Annotated in this window: 13 protein-coding genes; 6 read left to right on the top strand and 7 right to left on the bottom strand. The window is 66.5% G+C overall.

What is annotated here, in order from left to right; all coding sequences use genetic code 11:
- Positions 1 to 89: 89 nt before the first annotated feature.
- Together hisA and mbfA are read left to right on the top strand one after the other, a co-directional pair.
- Entirely contained in the window at positions 90 to 827 is a 738-nt protein-coding gene (hisA, locus tag J1C48_RS17110; protein WP_207259219.1) for a 1-(5-phosphoribosyl)-5-[(5-phosphoribosylamino)methylideneamino]imidazole-4-carboxamide isomerase, read from the top strand.
- Positions 828 to 1,196: 369 nt separating this feature from the next.
- Positions 1,197 to 2,174, top strand: a complete 978-nt coding sequence (gene mbfA, locus J1C48_RS17105) for an iron exporter MbfA (RefSeq protein ID WP_207259218.1) — start codon at positions 1,197 to 1,199, stop codon at positions 2,172 to 2,174.
- A gap of 50 nt (positions 2,175 to 2,224) precedes the next feature.
- On the opposite strand, the gene J1C48_RS17100 is transcribed toward mbfA, so the two are convergent.
- From J1C48_RS17100 to htpX, 6 genes are all read right to left on the bottom strand, one after another.
- Positions 2,225 to 4,309: a GAF domain-containing protein gene (locus J1C48_RS17100; protein WP_207259217.1), complete on the bottom strand. Its 2,085-nt coding sequence runs from the start codon at positions 4,307 to 4,309 to the stop codon at positions 2,225 to 2,227.
- Positions 4,310 to 4,404: 95 nt separating this feature from the next.
- Positions 4,405 to 6,021 (bottom strand): bifunctional phosphoribosylaminoimidazolecarboxamide formyltransferase/IMP cyclohydrolase, encoded by a 1,617-nt coding sequence (purH, locus tag J1C48_RS17095; protein ID WP_207259216.1) that lies wholly within the window; start codon positions 6,019 to 6,021, stop codon positions 4,405 to 4,407.
- Between the two features lie 146 nt (positions 6,022 to 6,167).
- The gene (locus tag J1C48_RS17090) at positions 6,168 to 8,084 is read right to left on the bottom strand and encodes a KUP/HAK/KT family potassium transporter (protein ID WP_207259215.1); all 1,917 of its coding nucleotides are present in this window, start codon (positions 8,082 to 8,084) and stop codon (positions 6,168 to 6,170) included.
- Between the two features lie 925 nt (positions 8,085 to 9,009).
- A complete protein-coding gene (locus tag J1C48_RS19195; RefSeq protein ID WP_207259214.1) occupies positions 9,010 to 10,707 on the bottom strand; it encodes a heparinase II/III domain-containing protein in 1,698 nt (565 codons plus the stop codon).
- A gap of 177 nt (positions 10,708 to 10,884) precedes the next feature.
- Positions 10,885 to 12,333, bottom strand: coding sequence for an RsmB/NOP family class I SAM-dependent RNA methyltransferase (locus J1C48_RS17080; RefSeq protein WP_210345438.1), 1,449 nt, complete (start codon positions 12,331 to 12,333; stop codon positions 10,885 to 10,887).
- Positions 12,330 to 13,400, bottom strand: coding sequence for a zinc metalloprotease HtpX (gene htpX, locus J1C48_RS17075; protein ID WP_207259212.1), 1,071 nt, complete (start codon positions 13,398 to 13,400; stop codon positions 12,330 to 12,332). The genes J1C48_RS17080 and htpX overlap by 4 nt, the downstream gene beginning before the upstream one ends.
- A 241-nt stretch (positions 13,401 to 13,641) precedes the next feature.
- Here htpX and J1C48_RS17070 point away from each other — a divergent pair, with 241 nt between their 5' ends.
- Positions 13,642 to 13,902 (top strand): DUF1674 domain-containing protein, encoded by a 261-nt coding sequence (locus tag J1C48_RS17070; protein WP_207259211.1) that lies wholly within the window; start codon positions 13,642 to 13,644, stop codon positions 13,900 to 13,902.
- 257 nt (positions 13,903 to 14,159) lie between these two features.
- Positions 14,160 to 14,663 carry a thermonuclease family protein gene (locus J1C48_RS17065; protein WP_207259210.1) on the top strand — a complete coding sequence of 168 codons (504 nt, stop codon included), beginning with the start codon at positions 14,160 to 14,162 and terminating at the stop codon, positions 14,661 to 14,663.
- Positions 14,664 to 14,758: 95 nt separating this feature from the next.
- Here the strand turns inward: J1C48_RS17065 and J1C48_RS17060 are convergent, their stop codons facing one another.
- Positions 14,759 to 16,822, bottom strand: coding sequence for a thioredoxin domain-containing protein (locus J1C48_RS17060; RefSeq protein ID WP_207259209.1), 2,064 nt, complete (start codon positions 16,820 to 16,822; stop codon positions 14,759 to 14,761).
- A gap of 210 nt (positions 16,823 to 17,032) precedes the next feature.
- On the opposite strand from J1C48_RS17060, the gene J1C48_RS17055 reads away from it, so the two are divergent.
- Together J1C48_RS17055 and mnmE are read left to right on the top strand one after the other, a co-directional pair.
- The gene (locus J1C48_RS17055; RefSeq protein WP_207259208.1) at positions 17,033 to 17,701 is read left to right on the top strand and encodes a LysE family translocator; all 669 of its coding nucleotides are present in this window, start codon (positions 17,033 to 17,035) and stop codon (positions 17,699 to 17,701) included.
- A 247-nt stretch (positions 17,702 to 17,948) separates the two neighbouring features.
- Positions 17,949 to 19,394: a tRNA uridine-5-carboxymethylaminomethyl(34) synthesis GTPase MnmE gene (gene mnmE / locus J1C48_RS17050; protein ID WP_207259207.1), complete on the top strand. Its 1,446-nt coding sequence runs from the start codon at positions 17,949 to 17,951 to the stop codon at positions 19,392 to 19,394.
- Positions 19,395 to 19,621: the final 227 nt, after the last annotated feature.

The raw sequence follows: 19,621 nt of genomic DNA, 5'->3' as shown, positions 1-19,621 counted from the left end.
CGACTTGCCGGGCGCTGCGGCATGTGAGAGGGGATCGACCGATCGGCGTCGGCCTCGATGCCTTGCGAACGACATGGGATGAGCTTGCGATGATCCTCTTTCCGGCAATCGATCTGAAGGACGGCGCCTGCGTGCGGCTGAAACTCGGCTTGATGGACGAAGCGACGGTCTACAACGCCGATCCCGCCGCTCAGGCCGAGGCCTTTCGCGCCACCGGCTTTTCCCATCTCCATGTCGTCGATCTTAACGGTGCCTTTGCCGGCCGGGCGGTAAACGATGAGGCGGTGGAGCGCATTCTCGCCGTTGTCGGCGCCGACATGAAGGTGCAGCTCGGCGGCGGCATTCGCACGATGGCCGATGTCGAACGCTGGCTGGACAAGGGCCTGTCGCGGGTGATCCTCGGCACCGTCGCGGTTCGCGATCCCGATCTCGTCAGGGCCGCCGCGAAGCGGTTCCCCGGTCAAATTGCCGTTGGCATTGACGCCAAGGGCGGCAAGGTGGCCGTCGAGGGCTGGGCCGAGACCTCGGAACTCTCCGCCGTCGATCTCGCCAGGCGCTTCGAGGACGCGGGTGTTGCGGCGATCATCTATACGGACATCGACCGCGACGGGGTGCTCGCCGGCATCAACTGGGACGCGACAATCGATCTTGCCGAGGCGGTGTCGATCCCGGTGATCGCGTCGGGAGGCCTTGCCTCGATCGCCGACGTCGTGCGGCTGACCATGCCGGATGCGGCGCGGCTCGAGGGCGCGATTTCCGGCCGTGCGCTCTATGACGGCCGGCTCGATGCGGCCGAGGCGCTGAAGGTGCTAGAGCAGGCCCGTTGAGGTCTGGTGACACGCAGGTTCGGTCTGACCGCAGATCGGCGACGGCGGTGGTATCTTCCCTGGCGTTGAGACGTTTCGGCATCCGCCCGGTCTCGGCGACGGCGGTCGTTGTGGTCACGTGAAGACGGTCCTCGGGCGTTTCCGGCGTCAGCAGTTTAAAAAGTGCGGTGCGCAACCGGTTGCGACGCAATCCCTGGGATGCCGCGAGGGCCGAGGCGTGAGCGCTCCGCTGCTCGTCGGCGCCATGTCGTGCGATATTGTGCCGCCGTTGCTGGCCGCATTGCCAGCCTTGCCATAACTTAGAATAATTCTAATTTATTGTCGTCATCCGCCCGCTCTGTCTGGCGGTGGTTTCTCCGCAGGTCGCCGATGTTCATGTTTTCCGCCGGTCGCCGCCGGTTTTCCGACCTTTCCGAGCGCGAGATCCTGGCGCTCGCCATTTCCGCCGAGGAGGACGACGGGCGGATCTATGACGGCTATGCCGAACGGCTGGAAGCGGACTATCCCGCGACGGCGAGGATCTTTCGCGAAATGGCGAAGGAGGAAGACGTCCATCGCCGCGCTCTGATCGGCGAGCATGAGCGCCGCTTTGGTCCGACGATCCCGCTGATCCGCCGCGAGCATGTCGCCGACTATGTCTCGCGCCAGCCGATTTGGCTGGTCGAAAATCTTGGCCTGGCAAGGATCCGCGCCGCAGCCGAGCGGATGGAGAGCGACGCCGCGCGCTTTTACGAGCTTGCGGCAAAGCGCAGCAAAGACGCCGGCACGCGGCGGATGCTCGGCGATCTGGCGGCGACCGAACGCGAACACGGCCACCGGGCCGAGGTTTTGACCGGCGCGAGCTTGACCGACGAAGCCCGCGCGGAAGAGGATCGCACGGCCCGGCGGCGGCAGATCCTCACCCTCGTTCAGCCGGGTCTTGCCGGGCTGATGGACGGCTCGGTCTCGACTTTGGCGCCGATCTTCGCGACGGCCTTTGCCACCCGCGATCCGCAGACGACGCTGCTGGTCGGCCTCGCCGCCGCCGTCGGAGCGGGCATTTCAATGGGCTTTACGGAAGCGGCCCATGATGACGGCAAGCTGTCCGGGCGCGGCTCGCCGGTCAAGCGGGGTCTTGCCTCGGGCCTCATGACCGCCCTTGGCGGGCTCGGCCATGCCCTCCCCTATCTGATCTCGGATTTCTGGACAGCGACGATGATCGCCTTCGTCGTCGTCTTTCTGGAGCTGTGGGCGATCGTCTGGATCCAGAACCGCTTCATGGAAACGCCGGTGCTGCGGGCGACAACGCAGGTGGTCGTCGGCGGCGCCCTGGTGCTGGCCGCCGGCATCTTGATCGGCGGCGGCTGAGCGGGACGGCCCGCCGACCCGCCATCCAGCGGCCGGCCTCGGTCGTTGGCCTACGAGCGTTGCACCTGCGACAACGGCGCGCGGAGCCGCACCACAAGGCCCTCCGGCTCATAATCGGTCTCGACGCCGCCGGTGCCGAGTAGACCCATGCGGATGAGGCGCGAGCCGAAGCCACGGGCGGACGGTGGTTCCGAAACGGTGGGTCCACCGGTCTCCGTCCAGCTCATCACCAGGTCCTCGTGCCCGGTCTGGCCCTCGAGCCACCAGCGAAATCGCACGCGGCCGGTCATGGCGGAGAGAGACCCATATTTCACCGCATTGGTCCCGAGTTCGTGAACCAGCAGCGAGAAATACAGGGCCGAACGGGCGCCGAGGGTGACATCCGGCCCTTCGATGTCGATGCAATCGGAGCGGTCGAAAGTCGCGAGCACCGCCGCGGCGATGGCACGGATCGGCGCCGTCGACCAGCTGCGCTGCAACAGCACATCGTGGGCGGTGGACAGCGCGTGAATCCGCTTGTTGAACGCGTCGACGGCATCCCGCTCGCTGACGCCGCGCAGTGTCTGCGAAGCGATTGCCTGCACCATGGTCAGGGTGTTCTTCAGCCGGTGGCTGAGTTCCTGATTCAGCACGCCCTGCTGAACTTCCGCCTCGATCTGGGCGATCGCCGCCTGGGTGCGATCGCCGACCTGGCGCAGCAGCCAGAGTTCGTCCTCGGTCCAGCGATAAGGTCCGTCGTGATGGACAAAGACCACCAGCACGAACCGGCCGCGCTCGATGACCGGAAGGTTGAGCATCGCGCCGATGTTGATCTGCGCGAACTGATCGGCATTCGCGGCCGTGCGCGGATCCTTCCTCACGTCCTGAATGACGACCATCTCGCCTCGGTTCAGATCGTCGATGAACGATCCAAACGTTCGGAAGGCATGCGTACCGGCGATGCTCTCGATACCCGGCGCGCAGGTTTCGGGATGCATCAGCACCGTTTCGTTGTCCGGATCGACGCTGCCGAAGCCGATGCGGCTGCAATCGATGACGCCGACGAGGCTTTCGGTCGCCACGCGGACGACCTCCGAAATGTCGTGCAGCTTGCGCAGCCGTTCACCGAGATCGGCGAGAATGACTTGTCGTTTGATCTGCCGGATCCGTTCGGTCACGTCGGAGCCGTCGATGAAAAGACCTGTAACGGCACCATCGGTGTTGCGCACCGGCTGGAAGACGAAGTCGACATAACGGTCGACGATCGGGCCGCCGGGGATTGATTGGACCGAAAACAGCGAGCCTTGCGCAACATGGGCTTCGCCGGTCCGGTAGACCCGGTCGAGCACCTCGACATAGCCTTGCGCCGCAGCGTCGGGGAGCGCCTCGGCGACGGATCGGCCGACGACGTCGCGGCCGCCGATGAGCGCGCTGTAGGCCGGATTGGCGAATTCGAAGACGTGGTTCGGCCCACGCAGCATCGCCATGAAGCTCGGCGCCTGGCAGAACATGTCGGCAAAGCGTCGCCGATCGTCGCGAATCCGTTGTTCGGTCTCGCGTGCTTCGGCGAGCAGCGCGTCGCGCTCTGCCACAGTGCGTCGCGCCTCGAGCAGCGCCACCACCTGCCCGGCGAGCCCGCGCAGATCGCCCTTTTGTTCCTCGCTCAGCCCTTGTGGCCGCAGCGCGTGATCGATCACGCAGAGCGAGCCGAGCGTATGGCCGTCGGGCGTGACCAGCGGCGCGCCGGCGTAAAAGCGCAGGAACGGGTCGCCGACCACCAGAGGGTTGTCGGCGGTGCGCAGATCCTTTGTGAGGTCAGGGATGATCAACAGATCGTCGCTGGCCATCCCATGGGCGCAGACCGAATGGGAGATCGGTGTCTCGAACGGCTCGAAGCCGATCCGGGCCTTGAACCACTGGCGGTGCTCGTCGAGCAGACTGATCAGCGCGACGGGCGTCTCGCACAATCGTCTGGCCAGTCGAACGATGTCCTCATAGGCAGGCTCGACCGGCGTATCGAGCACGTCGTAGCTGGCCAGGGCGGCCAGCCGATCCGGATCGCCAATCGGTTCCGGTGACGCAACGTCGGTCCGATTGTCCTCTGGTCGCGGGCAGAAGGCGGCTGCAGTCCGTCCGGTCTTCGAGGAGGATGTCACGTAGTGGAACTCGCGGAAAACTTTAATCCTCTAATATTTAGAGCATTTCCGTGACGTTGCGAAGGGGCAGGCACCGGCCACCCCTCGCGAAGCCGTCAGTGACGGAAGTGGCGCATGCCGGTCATCACCATGGCGATGCCATGGGCATCGGCGGCCGCGATGACCTCGTCGTCGCGCATCGAGCCGCCGGGCTGAATCACCGCCGTCGCGCCGGCCTCGACAGCCGACAACAATCCGTCGGCAAAGGGGAAGAAGGCGTCGGAGGCGACCACCGAACCGATCGTCGCCGGCGTGTCGGCGCCGGCCGCCTCGGCCGCGTCCTCCGCCTTGCGGGCCGCAATACGCGCCGAATCGACCCGGCTCATCTGCCCCGCGCCGATGCCGACGGTCGCGCCGTTCTTGGCGTAGACGATGGTGTTCGACTTCACATGTTTGGCAACGCGGAAGGCAAAGCGCAGGTCGGCGAGTTCGGTCTCGTTCGGCGCACGCTTGGTGACCACGTTCAGCTCCAGATCGTCGACGACGCCGTTATCGCGCGATTGGACCAGCAGGCCGCCGGCGACCGACTTGATGAAGCGGCCGGGTGCGCGCGGATCCGGCAGACCGCCGGTGAGAAGCAGCCGCAGGTTCTTCTTGGCCGAAATGATGGCGATCGCCTCCTCCTCGGCCTCCGGCGCGATGATCACCTCGGTGAAGACCTTGACGATCTCCTCGGCGCTTGCCGCGTCGAGTCGGCGGTTGAGGGCGACGATGCCGCCAAAGGCCGAGACCGGGTCGCAGGCGAGCGCAGCGTGATAGGCGCTGATCAGGTCGGGGCCTTCGGCGACGCCGCAGGGATTGGCGTGCTTGATGATCGCAACGGCGGCCGTGCGCGCCGGATCGAACTCGCCGACCAGTTCGAAGGCGGCGTCGGTGTCGTTGATGTTGTTGTAGGACAGCGCCTTGCCCTGCAACTGGCGGGCCGTGGCAACGCCCGGCCGGGCCTCGCCGGTGCGATAAAAGCCGGCGGTTTGATGCGGGTTTTCGCCATAGCGCAGGGACTCGGCGAGTTCGCCGGCGATCGACAGGCGTTTCGGTGCGCTTTCGCCAAGGGTTTCGGCGAACCAGCCGGCAACGGCCGCGTCATAGGCGGCGGTGCGGGCATAGGCTCGGCCGGCGAGCTGCCGGCGCAGCGCGATGCCGGTCTCGCCGCCATTCGCCTTCAGCGTCTCCAGAACCTCGGCGTAATCGGCGGGATCGACGACGACCGTTACATAGCCGTGGTTCTTGGCCCCGGCGCGGATCATCGCCGGGCCGCCGATGTCGATGTTCTCGACGATGGTTTCAGGCGAGGCACCGGACGCGCGGGTTTCTTCGAAGGGATAGAGATTGACCACCAGAAGGTCGATGCCGGTGATGTCGTGCTCCTGCATCGCGGCGGCATGGGCCGCGTCGTCGCGAATCCCGAGCAGGCCGCCATGGACAGCGGGATGCAGCGTCTTCACCCGCCCATCCATAATCTCCGGAAAGCCGGTGATATCGGAAACGTCGCGCACGGCGAGACCGAGAGCGGCGATCGCCTTGGCGGTGCCGCCAGTGGAGATCAGCTCGACGCCGAGACCGGCGAGGCCTTTGGCGAAGTCCGCCAGCCCGGTCTTGTCGGAGACCGAGAGCAGCGCGCGGCGGACCTTGACGCGGTCGGGCAGCGGCGTGGCGTTGGCTTTGACGGACATGGTGATCTTCCTCGGCTGATCTGTGGCGCCTAGTCTTCCTGCAAAGCGGCGCTAGCGGGGGCTCTCAGCGCGGCATAAGGCCGGGCCTTCGGTTCTGCCGCCCCTGATAGTCGCCCTGCCGCGCTGCGACAATAACCCCGCAGCAATCACAGATAACGCGGCATACCGACTTCCAGCGTGCGGGTCGGCGGCAGGTTGAAGCGGTCCGACGGTCGCAGTGCCAGCCGCGCCATCGCCGCATAGGCGAACAGCAACAGGCCTAGCGGCTTGGAGAAGATCGACGGCGAGATCGGTCGCTCGAGGCCGACGATGTAGACGGTCTCTTCCGGATCGGCGCCAAGACCCTGCAGTTCGCCGGCGATCAGCGACGGCAGGTTGATGCGCTGCAAATAGCCGACATTGACGACGATGCGGGTCAGATCGTCCCGGATCTGGGTCAGCTGGATGCGATCTTCCTGGGAGACGCGCGGAATGGCGCGGGTGCGCACCGAGACGAGGACGGTGCGGGCAAATCGGGTCTCGGCGAGATCGGTCATCTCGACCAGCGTGCGCGGGATGTTGGCACCGCGGCGCACCAGGAAGACCGCTGAGCGCGTGGTGGTCGCCGGACGGTTGGCACAACCCTTCAGATAGTCGCGCAGACCCTGTTCCTCGCCCTCTTGCAAACGCGCCATGCGCAGCTGGCCGAAGCGCCAGGACACGGCGAGGAACGTCACGGCGACGGCGAGCGCCACCGGCAACAGACCGCCGGCCTCCAGCTTGCCGAAATTGGCGGTGACGAAGGCGAGATCTCCTAAAAGGAAGGCGGTGGTGATGCTGATCGACACCACGCGCCAAAGGCCCTTGCCACGCTTGGTCAGCCGATAGGCCAGATAGAGGATCGTGGTGCTCAGCATCGCGCCGGCGACGGCGATGCCATAGGCGTTGGACAGCGCGTCGGAGGAACGAAACGTGATCACGACAAGGGCGGTGCAGACGCCGACAAGGGTGTTGACGGCGGGGGTCAAAAGGTCGTGCGGATTGGTCGGCGAGAAATACTGGATGCGCATCGATGGTAGGAAGTCGAGCCGCATCGACTGGCTGGCGAGGCTGGCGATACCGGTGATCACTGCCTGTGATGCGATGATTGAGGCGAGGGTTGCAAGGGCCACCGCAATCGGCAGCACGCTCGGGCCGAACAGGCTGTAGAAGGTGCTGCCGGTGACGCGGCCGGACAAAACCAGCGCGCCTTGGCCGAAATAGTTCAGCGCCAGCGCCGGAAAGGCGATGTAGAGCCAGGCGCGATTGATCGCCGTGCGGCCGAACTGGCCGAGGTCGGCATACAGTGCCTCGCCGCCGGTGACCGCCAGAAACACCGCCCCGCAGATTGCCGCGGCGATTGCCGGATGATCAACGAGCAGGACGATCGCATAGCTCGGCGATACGGCGACCAGGACCTCCGGCACTTTGGCGATCTGGATGATGCCGGAAACCGCCAGCATGGCAAACCAGGCCAGCATGATCGGGCCGAAGGCCTTGCCGATCCGCCCGGTGCCGAGAAACTGCACGGCGAACAGACCGACGACAATGGCCAGCGCGACCGGCACGATCAGATGGTTGAGGCTTGAGGTGATCTCGCCGAGGCCCTCGACGGCGCTGAGAACGGAAATCGCCGGCGTGAGGACCGCGTCGCCGAACAGCAGCGCACCGCCGGCCAGAGCGACAGCGAGCAGAAACACCGTGCGCGGTTTCATCTCGTGCCGACGGTCGAGCCTAAGGAGCGCCGCGAGCGCGAGAATGCCGCCTTCACCGGCATTGTCGACGCGCAGGATCCAGAACAGATACTTGATCGTCACCACCAGGATCAGCGCCCATAGGATCAGCGACAAGACGCCGAAGACGGCGGACTGTCCGGCACTGCCGGAGGCTTGAAGGGCAACGCGGAAGGCGTAGAGAGGACTCGTGCCGATGTCCCCGAAGACAACGCCGAGAGCGCCGATGGTCAGCACCAGGGTCGGATCGGCGCGATGGCCAGAGAAGCCGAAGGCGCTGGATTGGTTTGCACCGAAGGGAGTGTCGATCATGTTCGAGCAGCCCGAAGGCCTTACTCCAAATGACAGGCTGCGGCGTGGCGCAATCTCGCGCGTGACCGGGCCTGACTTGTCAGGGTTAAGATGGGGAGGGAGCGGGCCGCCAGGAGGTATCGGGCGACCGGCCGCAATCGTTTTGAACCGGCATTGTCAGCGCTGGATCATCAATCCACCCTTGTCGTGGTCGCGATATGAAGAAGGAAGAAACCGATTTGCAGCCTGATAATGCCGAGTGCGGCAATAGGTTCGCGCAAGCACGGCCAAGATCAGAGGGTGGCCGGCATCTCTCGATGCGTCATTGCGCCAAGTCGCGCCACAGTCAATGGGCAAGTTGCCACCCGGGAAGCTGGCCGCGTTCCGACTTGCTGATCGAACAGCTTGAAATTCGGTGGGTTTTCAGGTGCGGACGGGCCATCAAAACGATGGTCGTAAAATCGCCTAAAAACTGATTATAAGACCGGCGCCACAACCCTGACAGGGGAATCACTTGGATCTTCAATCGGCGGCGTCGACCCGGCCCGCGGATTGCGCGACGAGCGATTTTGTGCACCGCATCACTTTCGCGCGATTGGCGTTGATGCTCGGGTCCAAGGCGCGCCAATCGCCCGCCCGTGGGGGATAATCCGGATCAACGCTGACAGGTCATTGACCCCGCGCGCCCGGCTCATCCGAGCGGCGATCCGGGCGCGCTTGCTCCTCCGCACGCTTGGCGCGAAACGGCGCGGTCTTTGCTTCAAGGTCGTCAAAGGTCCGCGGCACGGTTGTCACTGCCCGGTTCATGCCGGCACAGGCCGACAGCAAGGCAAACAGGCCGAGGGCGGCCAGCCGAAGGGGGCAGATAGACCTGATCACACCCTCGACAGATGGCCAGGTCGTTCGAAAAATCCAGCTGCGCGACGGCTGAGTTGTCCGCGGCGTTCTATGACAGCCGCTCGAATGCCCAACGGACTGTGGTCACGGGGCCCGGCACGAAGGTGATGACGAGCTGCAGCGTGCGCCGCGGCCCGGAGGTCTCGGCGAATTGGATCGAATCGTCGACGCTGAAATTTTGGTCGGCGCTGAACCGCCAGATTTGTCCGCGCAGCGACAGCCGGGCGAAGCGGCCGAGGGTCTCGACGGTCACGCCCGGATGGAGATGGAAGCGCAAGTCTGCCGCTTGGGCATCCGCCCGGCCTCGGGTCCGGCGCGGGGCGATGAGTCGGTCCTCACCGTCCAGTCGATAACCGTCCGGCGAGAGCTCCAGACGGCGGGCGTGCAGGAAGCCAAGCTCACGCTCATAGCCGTTGTGGCTGGCAAAGAAGCCGACGGCACGGCCGGTTTCTGCCGTTTCGACCTCCTCCACCGATACTTCGGTCGGGCCGGGCACCAAAGGCGAGCCGAGAAACCGGTCGAGGCCGGGCTGACCGGCAAAGCGCGAGGATGACCGCTCGTCGAGAACCAGCGTCGAATGGGCGGCGGTCGAGCGGGCGAGTCGCTTCAGCTCCGGCTGGCCCGGCTGCGGGCAGCCGCAATTGACGACGATGCGGGCGTTTTCGGACGATAGTTCGAAGGCGAGCGTGCCGGCATGGGCGTTTTGCGAGACGGCGAGCGGCGGCGGGGTGCCGGTGTCGGCGATCACCACGGTTCCGCCGGCCGAGAGCCGGTGGTAGCCGGAATGGCGGGCATGGGACAGCGGCTCGCCGAGGGTCTCGTCGAAGCGGGTCAGCGAGGCCAGAAGCTGCACGTCGCTGGCGCCGGCGCCGTTGAACTGGGCGAGCGTCCCGTCGGTGTGGCGGAAGAAGCGCAGCGCCGGCAGCATCCGGTCGATCGCCGAATAGATACCCTTCGGCACCGGCTGACCCTGAGAGGTGAGGGTCTCGCGGATCGGCAGCAGTTCGGCGAGGATTTCGGCAAGCGCCGCCGGATTGCGGCTGATGTGGCCGCCATCCGGCAGGATCTGGCGATCGAGTTCATCGGCGAGATGCTGGGCCGCGGTGCGGCTCCGCCCGGCCGCAAGCGGAAGGCAGAGGGTCGCCAGCGCCAAGGCCATGCGCACCCGCAGCCGCGGCATGCCGGCGGGGGCCTCTTGGGCGATGGAGCGCAGGAAACGGGTCTGCGCCATCAGGCTTTTGAGAAAGCGGCGGTAGAAGTCGTACTCGGCCGAGCCGAGCAGGAGATCGGCATGGCTGAGCCAGGCGATCACCCGCCGGGCCGCCGTCTCCGGCTCATAGGCCGGACCGCTGAGCTTGCCCGAGGCGAGCCGCAGCCAGTCGGACACCAGCGCCCGGGCATTGGCTGCCGCCAGCGTATCGGCCGCCGCCGCATGGTGGCAGAGCCAGGCAAAGCTGTGCAGTTCGGTGGTGAAGTCGGCCGAGGGCATGGGACTGTGGAAGATCGATTGGTCGAAGGCCTGGACAACCTTGCCGGCGAGATGAAAGCGACCGCCGTAGATCGCCTCGGCGATGAAGGGATCGCCGCGCCGCAGCGATGGCGGCACAGAGGCGAGCCGATCGGGCGCCGCGCCGACGAAGCGCAGGCTATGGATCGGACCCGTGCGCAGCCGCCGGCGCACCCGTCGCCAGGCTTCCTGTATCGTCAGAATCGCGATCAGCGGCTTGTTCGCCAAGGCTGTCGACACGTCCGATCATCCTACCCGGCCGAACCGAGATCTTGCGCCTCGCTCGAATTCGACGTGTTGCCAAGACCGGCTCTCGGCCGGCTCGTTTCGGTGCCAAGTTTCTGCCCGTAAGGTAAATAATTCCTTATCACCACTTGTGATGACGAAAGGGAATATGAGGCTATCGGCGGGAAAAGATCAATGCGCTTGACGCCTCAAGCGGGCGGCGAAAAAGCCGTCAAGGCCGCCGCCCTCGCCCGCCCCGTCCAGCATCTCCGGAGTGGTGCGCAGGTGACCGGCGCTCGAAACGGCAAAGTCAAAGCCCGGCAATTCTTCCACGTCCACCGGTAAAAGCCGAAAATCCGGGCGCGCCGCGAGAAAAGCCGCAACGACGTCTTCCCCCTCGCGCCGGTCGATCGAGCAATTGGCAAAGACCAGCCGGCCGCCGGGCACGACGAGATCGGCCGCCTTGGCCAGCAGCTTGCCCTGCAGGGCTGCAAGCTTTTCAATCTCGGCGTCGTCCTTGGTGAAGGCGACGTCGGGATGGCGGCGGATCGTGCCGGTGGAGGAACAGGGCGCGTCGAGGAGCACCGCGTCGAAGGCCGCATCGGGCGCAAAACCCATCAGATCGCCGACGACGCAGTCGGCCTCAAGCTTCAGCCGGGCGAGATTGTCCTTAAGCCGCGTCATCCGGCTGTTGGATTTTTCGACGGCGGTGACGTGTGCCCCCATGGCGCAGAGCTGGGCAGTCTTGCCCCCGGGCGCGGCGCAGAGATCGGCGACCCGGAGGCCGGCAAGGCTGTCGCCGAAAAGCCGTGCCGGCAGTGCGGCGGCGACGTCCTGCACCCACCAGGCGCCCTCGTCGAACCCTGGCAGCGTCGACACGGCACCCTCGATCGGCCCGAGACGGACGGTTCCTGGGCCGATCGCCCGGCCGCCGAGACGCTCGGCCCAGGCCGCGACGTCGGCTTTGACGGTGAGATCGATCGGCGCGCGTTTGAGATGGGCGCGGGCGATCGCCCGCGCCCGCGCGTCGCCATATTGGGCGACGAGGCGATCGAACAGCCATGCCGGGCAGTCGCGCGTCGGATCGGCGTCCGCCCGCGGCAGCCGGCCGGCCTCGCGGGCGATCCGGCGCAGCAGCGCATTCACCAGCTTGGCGAAGCGCGCGGCGCGCGGATCGGCCGAGGCGCTGGCGACGGCGAGGTCCACGGCCGCCGAATCCGGCACCTCGAGACAGAGGATCTGGGCGGCGCCGACATGCAGGATGTGGCGCAGCGAGGCGGCGTTCGGCGGCAGAGGCCGTTCTAGCCGCGCGGCGATCTCGGTCTCGATCGAGCCGCGAAACCGCAGCGCCGCCGTGAGGATCGCCTTGACCAGCGCCTGATCGCGCAGCTCGAGCTGGCGAAAATGCGGCTGTCCTCCAGCCGGGTCCGTGAGGCCGTCAAGCGAGGTCTTTTTGTCGACGACGGCTGCGAGAAGCCGCGCGGCCACCTGCCGCGCCTTCAGGCCCGGCCGCTCGTCGGTCGTGGAAGCCGGCGGCCTTGCCGCGTGCTTGCCGGTGCTCTTGCCGCGCCCGTCTCGGGCGGGTTTGCCCTTGCTCTGCGATGCCGCCCGGTCGCCCCGCGCCTTGTCCTCGACGCTCAACCCCACGGCCCGCGTCTTGAGGACGGCTGGTCGTCGTCGTGATCGGCGCTCGGATCGTAGGGGCGGCCGTCCCAGGGGCCGGCATGGCCGTGGGAGGCCGGCCGGCGGCCTTCTGCCGAGCGCCCCGCGCCTCGCGACCACGGGCCGTCGGCGCCCTCGTCAGGGCCGCGATCGGCGGCGACGCGGTCGAAGCTGCCGGCGCCAAGCACGGTGTCGGCGCTGCCCACCTCGGCCGCGAGCTCACGCAGCGCGGCAATGCGGTTTTCGGTCGCCGGATGGGTCGAGAACAGACCATCCATTTTCTGACCGCTCAAAGGATTGATGATGAACATATGGGCCGTGGCGGGATTGCGGTCGGCGCTCGGATTCGGGATCCGGTGCGCGGCGCCGGCGATCTTGCCGAGGGCGGAGGCGAGCCACAAGGGGTTGCCGCAGATTTCCGCGCCGCGCCGGTCGGCGGCATATTCGCGGGTGCGGCTAACCGCCATCTGCACCATCATCGCGGCAAACGGCGCGACCAGCATCGCCACCAAAACGCCGACGAAGCCGAACGGGTTGTTGTTGTCGCGATTGCCGCCGAAGAAGAAGGCGAAGTTGCCGAGCATCGAAATCGCGCCGGCAAGTGTCGCGGTCAGCGTCATCGTCAGCATGTCGCGATTGTCGACATGGGCGAGCTCATGGGCCATCACGCCGGCGACCTCCTCCGGCGTCAGCCGCTGCAACAGCCCGACGCTCGCCGCGACGGCCGCGTGTTCCGGATCACGGCCGGTGGCGAAGGCGTTCGGCTGGTTGCTGTCGAGGACGAAGACGCGCGGCATCGGCAGCTCGGCCTGCGCCGCCAGCCTCTCGACGATGCGGTAGAACTCCGGCGCCGTGCGGGCGTCGACCTCGCGCGCGCCATGCATGCGCAGCACCATCTTGTCGCCGTTCCAATAGGCGAAGGCGTTCATGCCGAGCGCGATGAGGAAGGCGATCATCATGCCGGCGCGCCCGCCGATCAAAAGCCCGACGCCCATGAAGAGCGCGGTGAGAAAGGCGACCAGCATCGCCGTCTTGAGCATGTCCATCGGGTGCCTCGCACCTTTCGCGTTTGCCGGCGTGATTGACGCCCTCTTACCGGGGAATTTGGGAGGCAGGGGCCTCCGCTTCAATATTCCCCAAGGGCGCCGCAGCCGCCTTTGATCCTCGACGCTGATGCTTTTGCGTCTTGCCGATCGCTGCGGGGGCTTGATTCGACTTTAGTTTTGCGGTCGACGCGATTATCTGAGCTTCGATCGAAAGCGCCGACGAAATGCGGTGGAGGAACCGGTGAGCGACGAAACGGGATCAGACGAGGCGGCAAAAGCCGATGCCGTTTTGGCGAAGCTGCGGCTCTCCTCCGAACAGGGCGGCAAGACGCTGACGCCGGCGGCCCGCCGGGCGCTGGCCGAGGTCGAGGAGCGGCGGCGCCAGCGGTCCGCCGAGACGGTCCATGCCTGCAATCGGCCGAAGGAAGTCGCCGGCCGCGCCGGGCCGGAGCCGATCCGCTACGGCGATTGGGAAAAGAACGGCATCATCTCCGATTTCTGACGGATCGCCGCGCAGCCGCTAAACCTTTGCGAGTGGGCGAATTATCCTATAACTCAGACGAGTCCACATGACGGCGGCACCTGTCGTCGACGGAGGGCGTTCCGCGCCCCGAAGCGCGATGATTGGACGGCGCCCAGCCTCACCAGACATCGACGAGCCGTGTTCGCGCCCATTGCGGGGCAAAATTTTCCACTGGACTTGCCGAATCGGCAAGCGTGCCATATTAGGAAGATGTTCATATTCGGAGCATCGGCCGTATGCATCTCGCAATCCGCCTTGCACTTATAGGATGTGTTTTCGCCAGCAGCCCCGGCCATGCGGCGGACGAGCCTTTTCAGACCCAGATCGCCGGCCCGGTGGCCGCCAAGGTGGTCAAGGTGCGTGACGGCGATACGGTCGAGGTCGAGGCCTATGTCTGGCCGATGCAGAGTGTCCATGTGGCGGTGCGGCTGCGCGGCATCGACGCACCGGAGATGCACGGAAAGTGCCCGGCGGAAAAGGCGGCCGCCGCCCGCGCCACCGACCGGCTGAAGGCTCTCCTCGACACCGATCACGTCTATCTGACCGATATTTCCGGTGGCAAATATTTCGGCCGGGTGCTGGCGCGACTCGGTGTCGACGGCAACGCCGATCTCGGCAGGACGCTGCTCAAGGAAGGGCTGGTCGTGCCCTATCAGGGCGGCAAACGTCGCGACTGGTGCGACGATGCTCGGCTGCGCAGCGATGCCGAACGGCCGGCAAAGGCCGGCTCGGTGCTTTGACGATCCCGCCACGGCGTTGATCGCGGTCGCCGCAGCCCTCGGGTGACGACCGTCTGAACTTCGGCCAACTCAGCAGCCAAGCCGTTCGATGTCGATCATCCCTGACGCTTGGCGAGGACCGCCTGCAGATCCTCGGGCGCGAAGATCGGTGCGCGGCAGACGCGGGATTCGCACAAAAGCGCCGCCGGCAGGCGCTGCGGCATCATCGCGCCGATCGGCAGCTCGTCCGGCAAGTTGCCGCGCCCGGTGGCGAACAGATCCAGCCGATCGAGGTCGATCGCGGCCAGCGCCACCATCCGCATCGCCTCGCGGGTCGCTTCGCCCGCCTCGCCGAGGATCGAGAGTTCGCCGCCCCGCCGCAGCCGGCCGATCGCGGCGACGATGCCGGCATAGCCCGGCGCCCGCGCGCCGATCCGCTCGGCCGCCCGCTCGGCGGCGCGCTCCGCCGCTTCGGTGATGGCAATGCGCCCCGACGCCTGGCCGAGCAGCGCCAGCCCGTCGATCACCAGCGCGGTGGCGCTCGACACCGCATCGTCCTGGTCGCCCCGCAGGCGAAACAGCACGTCGGCGGAATCGGTCGCGTTCAGCGTGTGGCCGCCCTCCCCGTCGCCATGCCAGCGGTCGAGTTCGCCGGCCAGCCACAGACCCTGATCGAGATAGGCGGCGTCGAGCGTTTCGGCGAACAGCGCGACGGCGGCGGCAATCAGCGCGCCATAATCCGACGACAAAGCGAGGCCGGCGGTGCGGCCGTTGCGGCTGACATGATGCAGCCGGCCGTCGACGACCATGTCGTCCATGACGAAGGCGAAGGCGCCCTTGGCCATGGCGAGGGCATGATCGTCCTGAAGGATCGCGGCGATTTCGCACAAGGCCCGGATGGTCAACCCGTTCCAGTCGGCGAGGATCTTGTCGTCGCGGCCGGGCCGGGGGCGCTGGTCGCGCGCCTGCAACAGGATCGCGCGGTCCTCGGTGAAGCTGGTGTCGTCGGAGCGGGCGCCCGGATGCAGCCGATGCAGGATCGCTTTGCCCTCCCAATTGCCGGCCCCCGAGAGGTCATAGGCGCGCTTGAAAGAGGCGGCTTTGGATCCGAGCAGGTGATCGACCTCGCTCTCCTGCCAGACATAGAAGGCGCCCTCCTCCGGATGGCCGCTCGCATCGAGGCTGTCGGCATCGAGCGAGGCGGCGAACCCGCCGCTTGGCAGCCGCATCTCGCGACCCAGCCAGCCGACGGTCTCCTCGATCCGCTCGCGAAACAAGCCGTCACCGGTCGCCCGAAACGCCCAGCCGAGATGCCTGAGGAACTGGGCATTGTCGTAGAGCATCTTTTCAAAATGCGGCACCAGCCAGCGATCGTCGGTGGAATAGCGATGCAGCCCGCCGCCGAGATGGTCATAGATGCCGCCGGAGGAGAGCGCCTGCATGGTTCTGAGGAAGGCGCCGAAATGGGCTTCGTTGCCGGTCTCGAAGGCCGAACGGGCGAGGATCTCCATGAGGGGCGCATTGGGAAATTTCGGCGCGCCGAGAAGTCCGCCGCGGGTCAGGTCGACGCGCTCGCCGATCCGCGCTGCGGTTGCCGAAAGGTCGAGCTGGGAAAGCTGGCTCGTCTTTTTGTCCGGCAGCGTCGCAGCCGCCACGTCTCGCGTTTGAAGGCCGATGACGGACTGGATGTGGTCGGCGATCGTCCCGGCGCTCTTGTCGACCTCGTGCCGCCGTTCGTTGAAGGCGCGTGCCACCGCCTCCATCATCTGGACGAATCCGGCCCGGCCATAACGCGCCTCCTTCGGAAAATAGGTGCCGCCGAAAAACGGCCGCCCCTCGGGCGTCAGAAACATCGTCATCGGCCAGCCGCCCTGTTCGCCGAGGGCGTGCAGCGCCGTCATATAGAGATGGTCGAGATCCGGCCGTTCCTCGCGGTCGACTTTGATATTGACGAACAGCCGATTCATCACCGCCGCGACGCCCGCGTCCTCGAAGCTCTCATGGGCCATGACGTGGCACCAGTGGCAGGCGGCATAACCGACCGAGAGAAGGATCGGGCAATTTCGCGCCTTGGCCTCATCGAGGGCATCCGGCGACCACTCCCACCAATCGACCGGATTGTCCTTGTGCTGCTGCAGATAGGGACTGACGGCCTCGGCAAGGCGATTGACCTTTGTCATGACGGTATTTTCCTCGTCCAAGCCGGCTGGGGCGGATTGATACGCTAAGGTTAGGGTCTTTGGCGCCAATGCGAAGATGCCGTCATTTGCCAACACACGCAAAATTGCACCTTTATGTCGGACACGACGAACGAATACCGCTTTTCGGGCTGACAGGCGTCGGCGCCCCGCTATGCTGGGCGGTGACGTTCCGCACTTGGGACCTTGTCGATGACCGCGCCGCTGCTTGCCCCGCTTTTTGCCTATGCCGCCGCCCTCGGTGTTGCCGCCGCGATTCCAGGGCCGGGGGTTGCCGCGCTTGTCGGCCAGTCGCTCGGCAACGGCCTGCGGGCGGCGCTGTTCTTTCTCGCCGGTCTCGCCCTTGGCGATCTCGTCTATCTGACGGTCGCGGTCGCCGGTCTTGCGGCGCTCGCCGAGATCTTTGCCGAAGCCTTCTTTGTCGTGAAACTTGTCGGCGGCGCCTATCTTATTGACCTCGGCTGGCGATTCTGGACCAGCGATGGGGCAAGCGGCGCGCTCGCTGCAGCCGATAAGCTTCGCGCCGCCCGATCGGCGCGGCGCGGGCTAAAGGCCTTTCTCTCGGGCTTCACCGTTACCCTCGGCAATCCGAAGACCATCGTCTTCTATCTGGCGCTGGTGCCGTCGGTGCTTGATCTGAAGGGGGTTGGCTTCGGCGAATGGGCGCTGCTCGCCGCGATCACCATCGTCGTCCTCTTCACCGTCCTGTCCCCCTATGCGTTGCTTGCCGCCAAGGCCGGCCGTGTGATGAGCGCGCCGGCGACTTTGAAACGACTGAACCGGATCGCCGGCGGCTTTGTCAGCGGCGCCGGGGCGTTGATCCTCGGCGAGGCGGTGGTCACCCTGACCCGCCGCGGCTGAGCCTTTGCCAGCCATCGCCGCGCGGCGGCGGATCGCCCTCGCTGATCTTTGAAACCATCGCCGAAGAGCCATCGCGCTCGCGCCCGCGATGTCGTAGGGTTGCGGCGAAGCTCAAGCATCGACGATCGGACGCGCGTTGCGCAGCCGAACGTCGCCTCGATGCCGCTGACTCTCGTTTGCGCCTCGCCCCGCCTGCTGGGCCCCCGGGCGCGCGACAAACCGACGACGCGAGGAAAAGGCGCCGCGCATGCATTCCGATACCATCGCCGCCCTCTCCTCCGGCGCGCTGCCCTCGGGCGTCGCGGTCGTCCGGGTCAGCGGGACTGACGCCTTCGACGCCGTCCGCAGGCTGTGTGACGGGGCGCTGCCGCCCGAGCGCCGGGCGAGCCTGCGCACTCTCAAGGACCGAGCCGGGGCCGTCATCGACCAGGCGATCGTCGTTATCTTTACCGGGCCGAACACGGTGACCGGCGAGGATATCGCCGAGTTTCATCTGCATGGCGGCCGGGCGGTGGTCACCGCCTGCTTGGCCGCGATCACCGAAAAGGTTGGCACACGGCTCGCCGAGGCCGGCGAGTTCACCCGCCGGGCGTTTGAGAACGGCCGCATCGACCTCACCGAGGCGGAGGGCCTTGCCGATCTGATCGCCGCCGAGACCGAGGGCCAACACAAGGCGGCGATCCTGCAGGCGAGCGGGGCGCTTCGGACGATCTACGACGGCTGGATGCGCCGGCTGACCGAGGCGCGGGCGCGGCTTGAAGCCTCCTTCGACTTTTCCGACGAGGGCGATGTCGGCGAGGATGTCGCCGATGCGCTGGTTGCAAATGTCGCGGCGATCGTCGCCGAGATCCGCGATCATCTCGGCCGGGCCGATCGTGGCGAGATTCTGCGCAGCGGCTTCAAGGTGGCGATCGTCGGCGCGCCGAATGCCGGCAAGTCGAGCCTTTTGAATGCGCTCGCCGACCGCGAGGTGGCGATCGTGACCGAAGTGCCCGGCACGACGCGCGACGTGATCGAGGCGACGCTCGATCTCGGTGGTCTGCCGGTGCGCTTTTCCGATACGGCGGGGATCCGCGAGACCTCCGATACGGTCGAGGCGATCGGTGTCGAGCGCGCACGGGGCGTGATGGCCAAGGCCGATCTGGTGCTCGCCCTCGTCGACACCCAGCACGGCCACGGCCCGCTCGCCCGCTTCACCGATCTTCTGTCTCACGTGAAACACCCGATGATGCTGGCGGCGGATGCATCGCTGGAAGATCTCGCCGAAAGCACCGCCAAAGGCCGGCGGCGGATCCTGACGGTGCGCACCAAGGCCGACCGGCCGGCGCCGAGCGGCCTTGCCGCGCGCTTCGGTAACGAGTGGAGCGACTTTCGCTTCGATTTCTCGATCTCGGCCAAGACCGGCGAGGGCCTCGACGCGCTGACGGCGCGGATCGCGAAGCTGGCTGCCGCGGCCGCCGGGATCGATGGCACCGGCGGCGGCGACGCGATCCCCTTGCGCGATCGCCAGCGGGCGCTTTTACAAGAGACCTTGGCGATCCTACAGGAGTTCGTCGGCCGCGCCAGCCTGCCTCCGGAGATCGGCGCCGAGACGCTCCGCCGCGCTTCGGACACGCTCGGCCGGCTGACCGGGCGGGTCGATGTCGAGGATCTGCTCGACGTCATCTTTTCGGAATTTTGTATCGGCAAGTAAGCCAGGTAAACTTCGGCGCGACCGATCCGGAAACCGGACCTGGATCAATGGCCTCGCCCGCAAGCTTGTCGAGGGGCGGCTTTCCGGCGCGGTCTTGCGCGAGGGCGTGCTGGTCGACACGCTCATCATGGGCCGGTTGAAAGCGCCGCCGCAGCGCGCCCGCTGAGAGGGGCCGATGCGTCAATTCAAAGATTCAGAGCGTCTTTTCTGCGTCCAATCGGACGCAG

This window comes from Jiella flava, assembly GCF_017349315.1.
GTDB lineage: Bacteria > Pseudomonadota > Alphaproteobacteria > Rhizobiales > Rhizobiaceae > Jiella > Jiella flava.
Note: the sequence above shows the minus strand (reverse complement) of the source record. Positions and strands in the feature narration are given on the sequence as shown.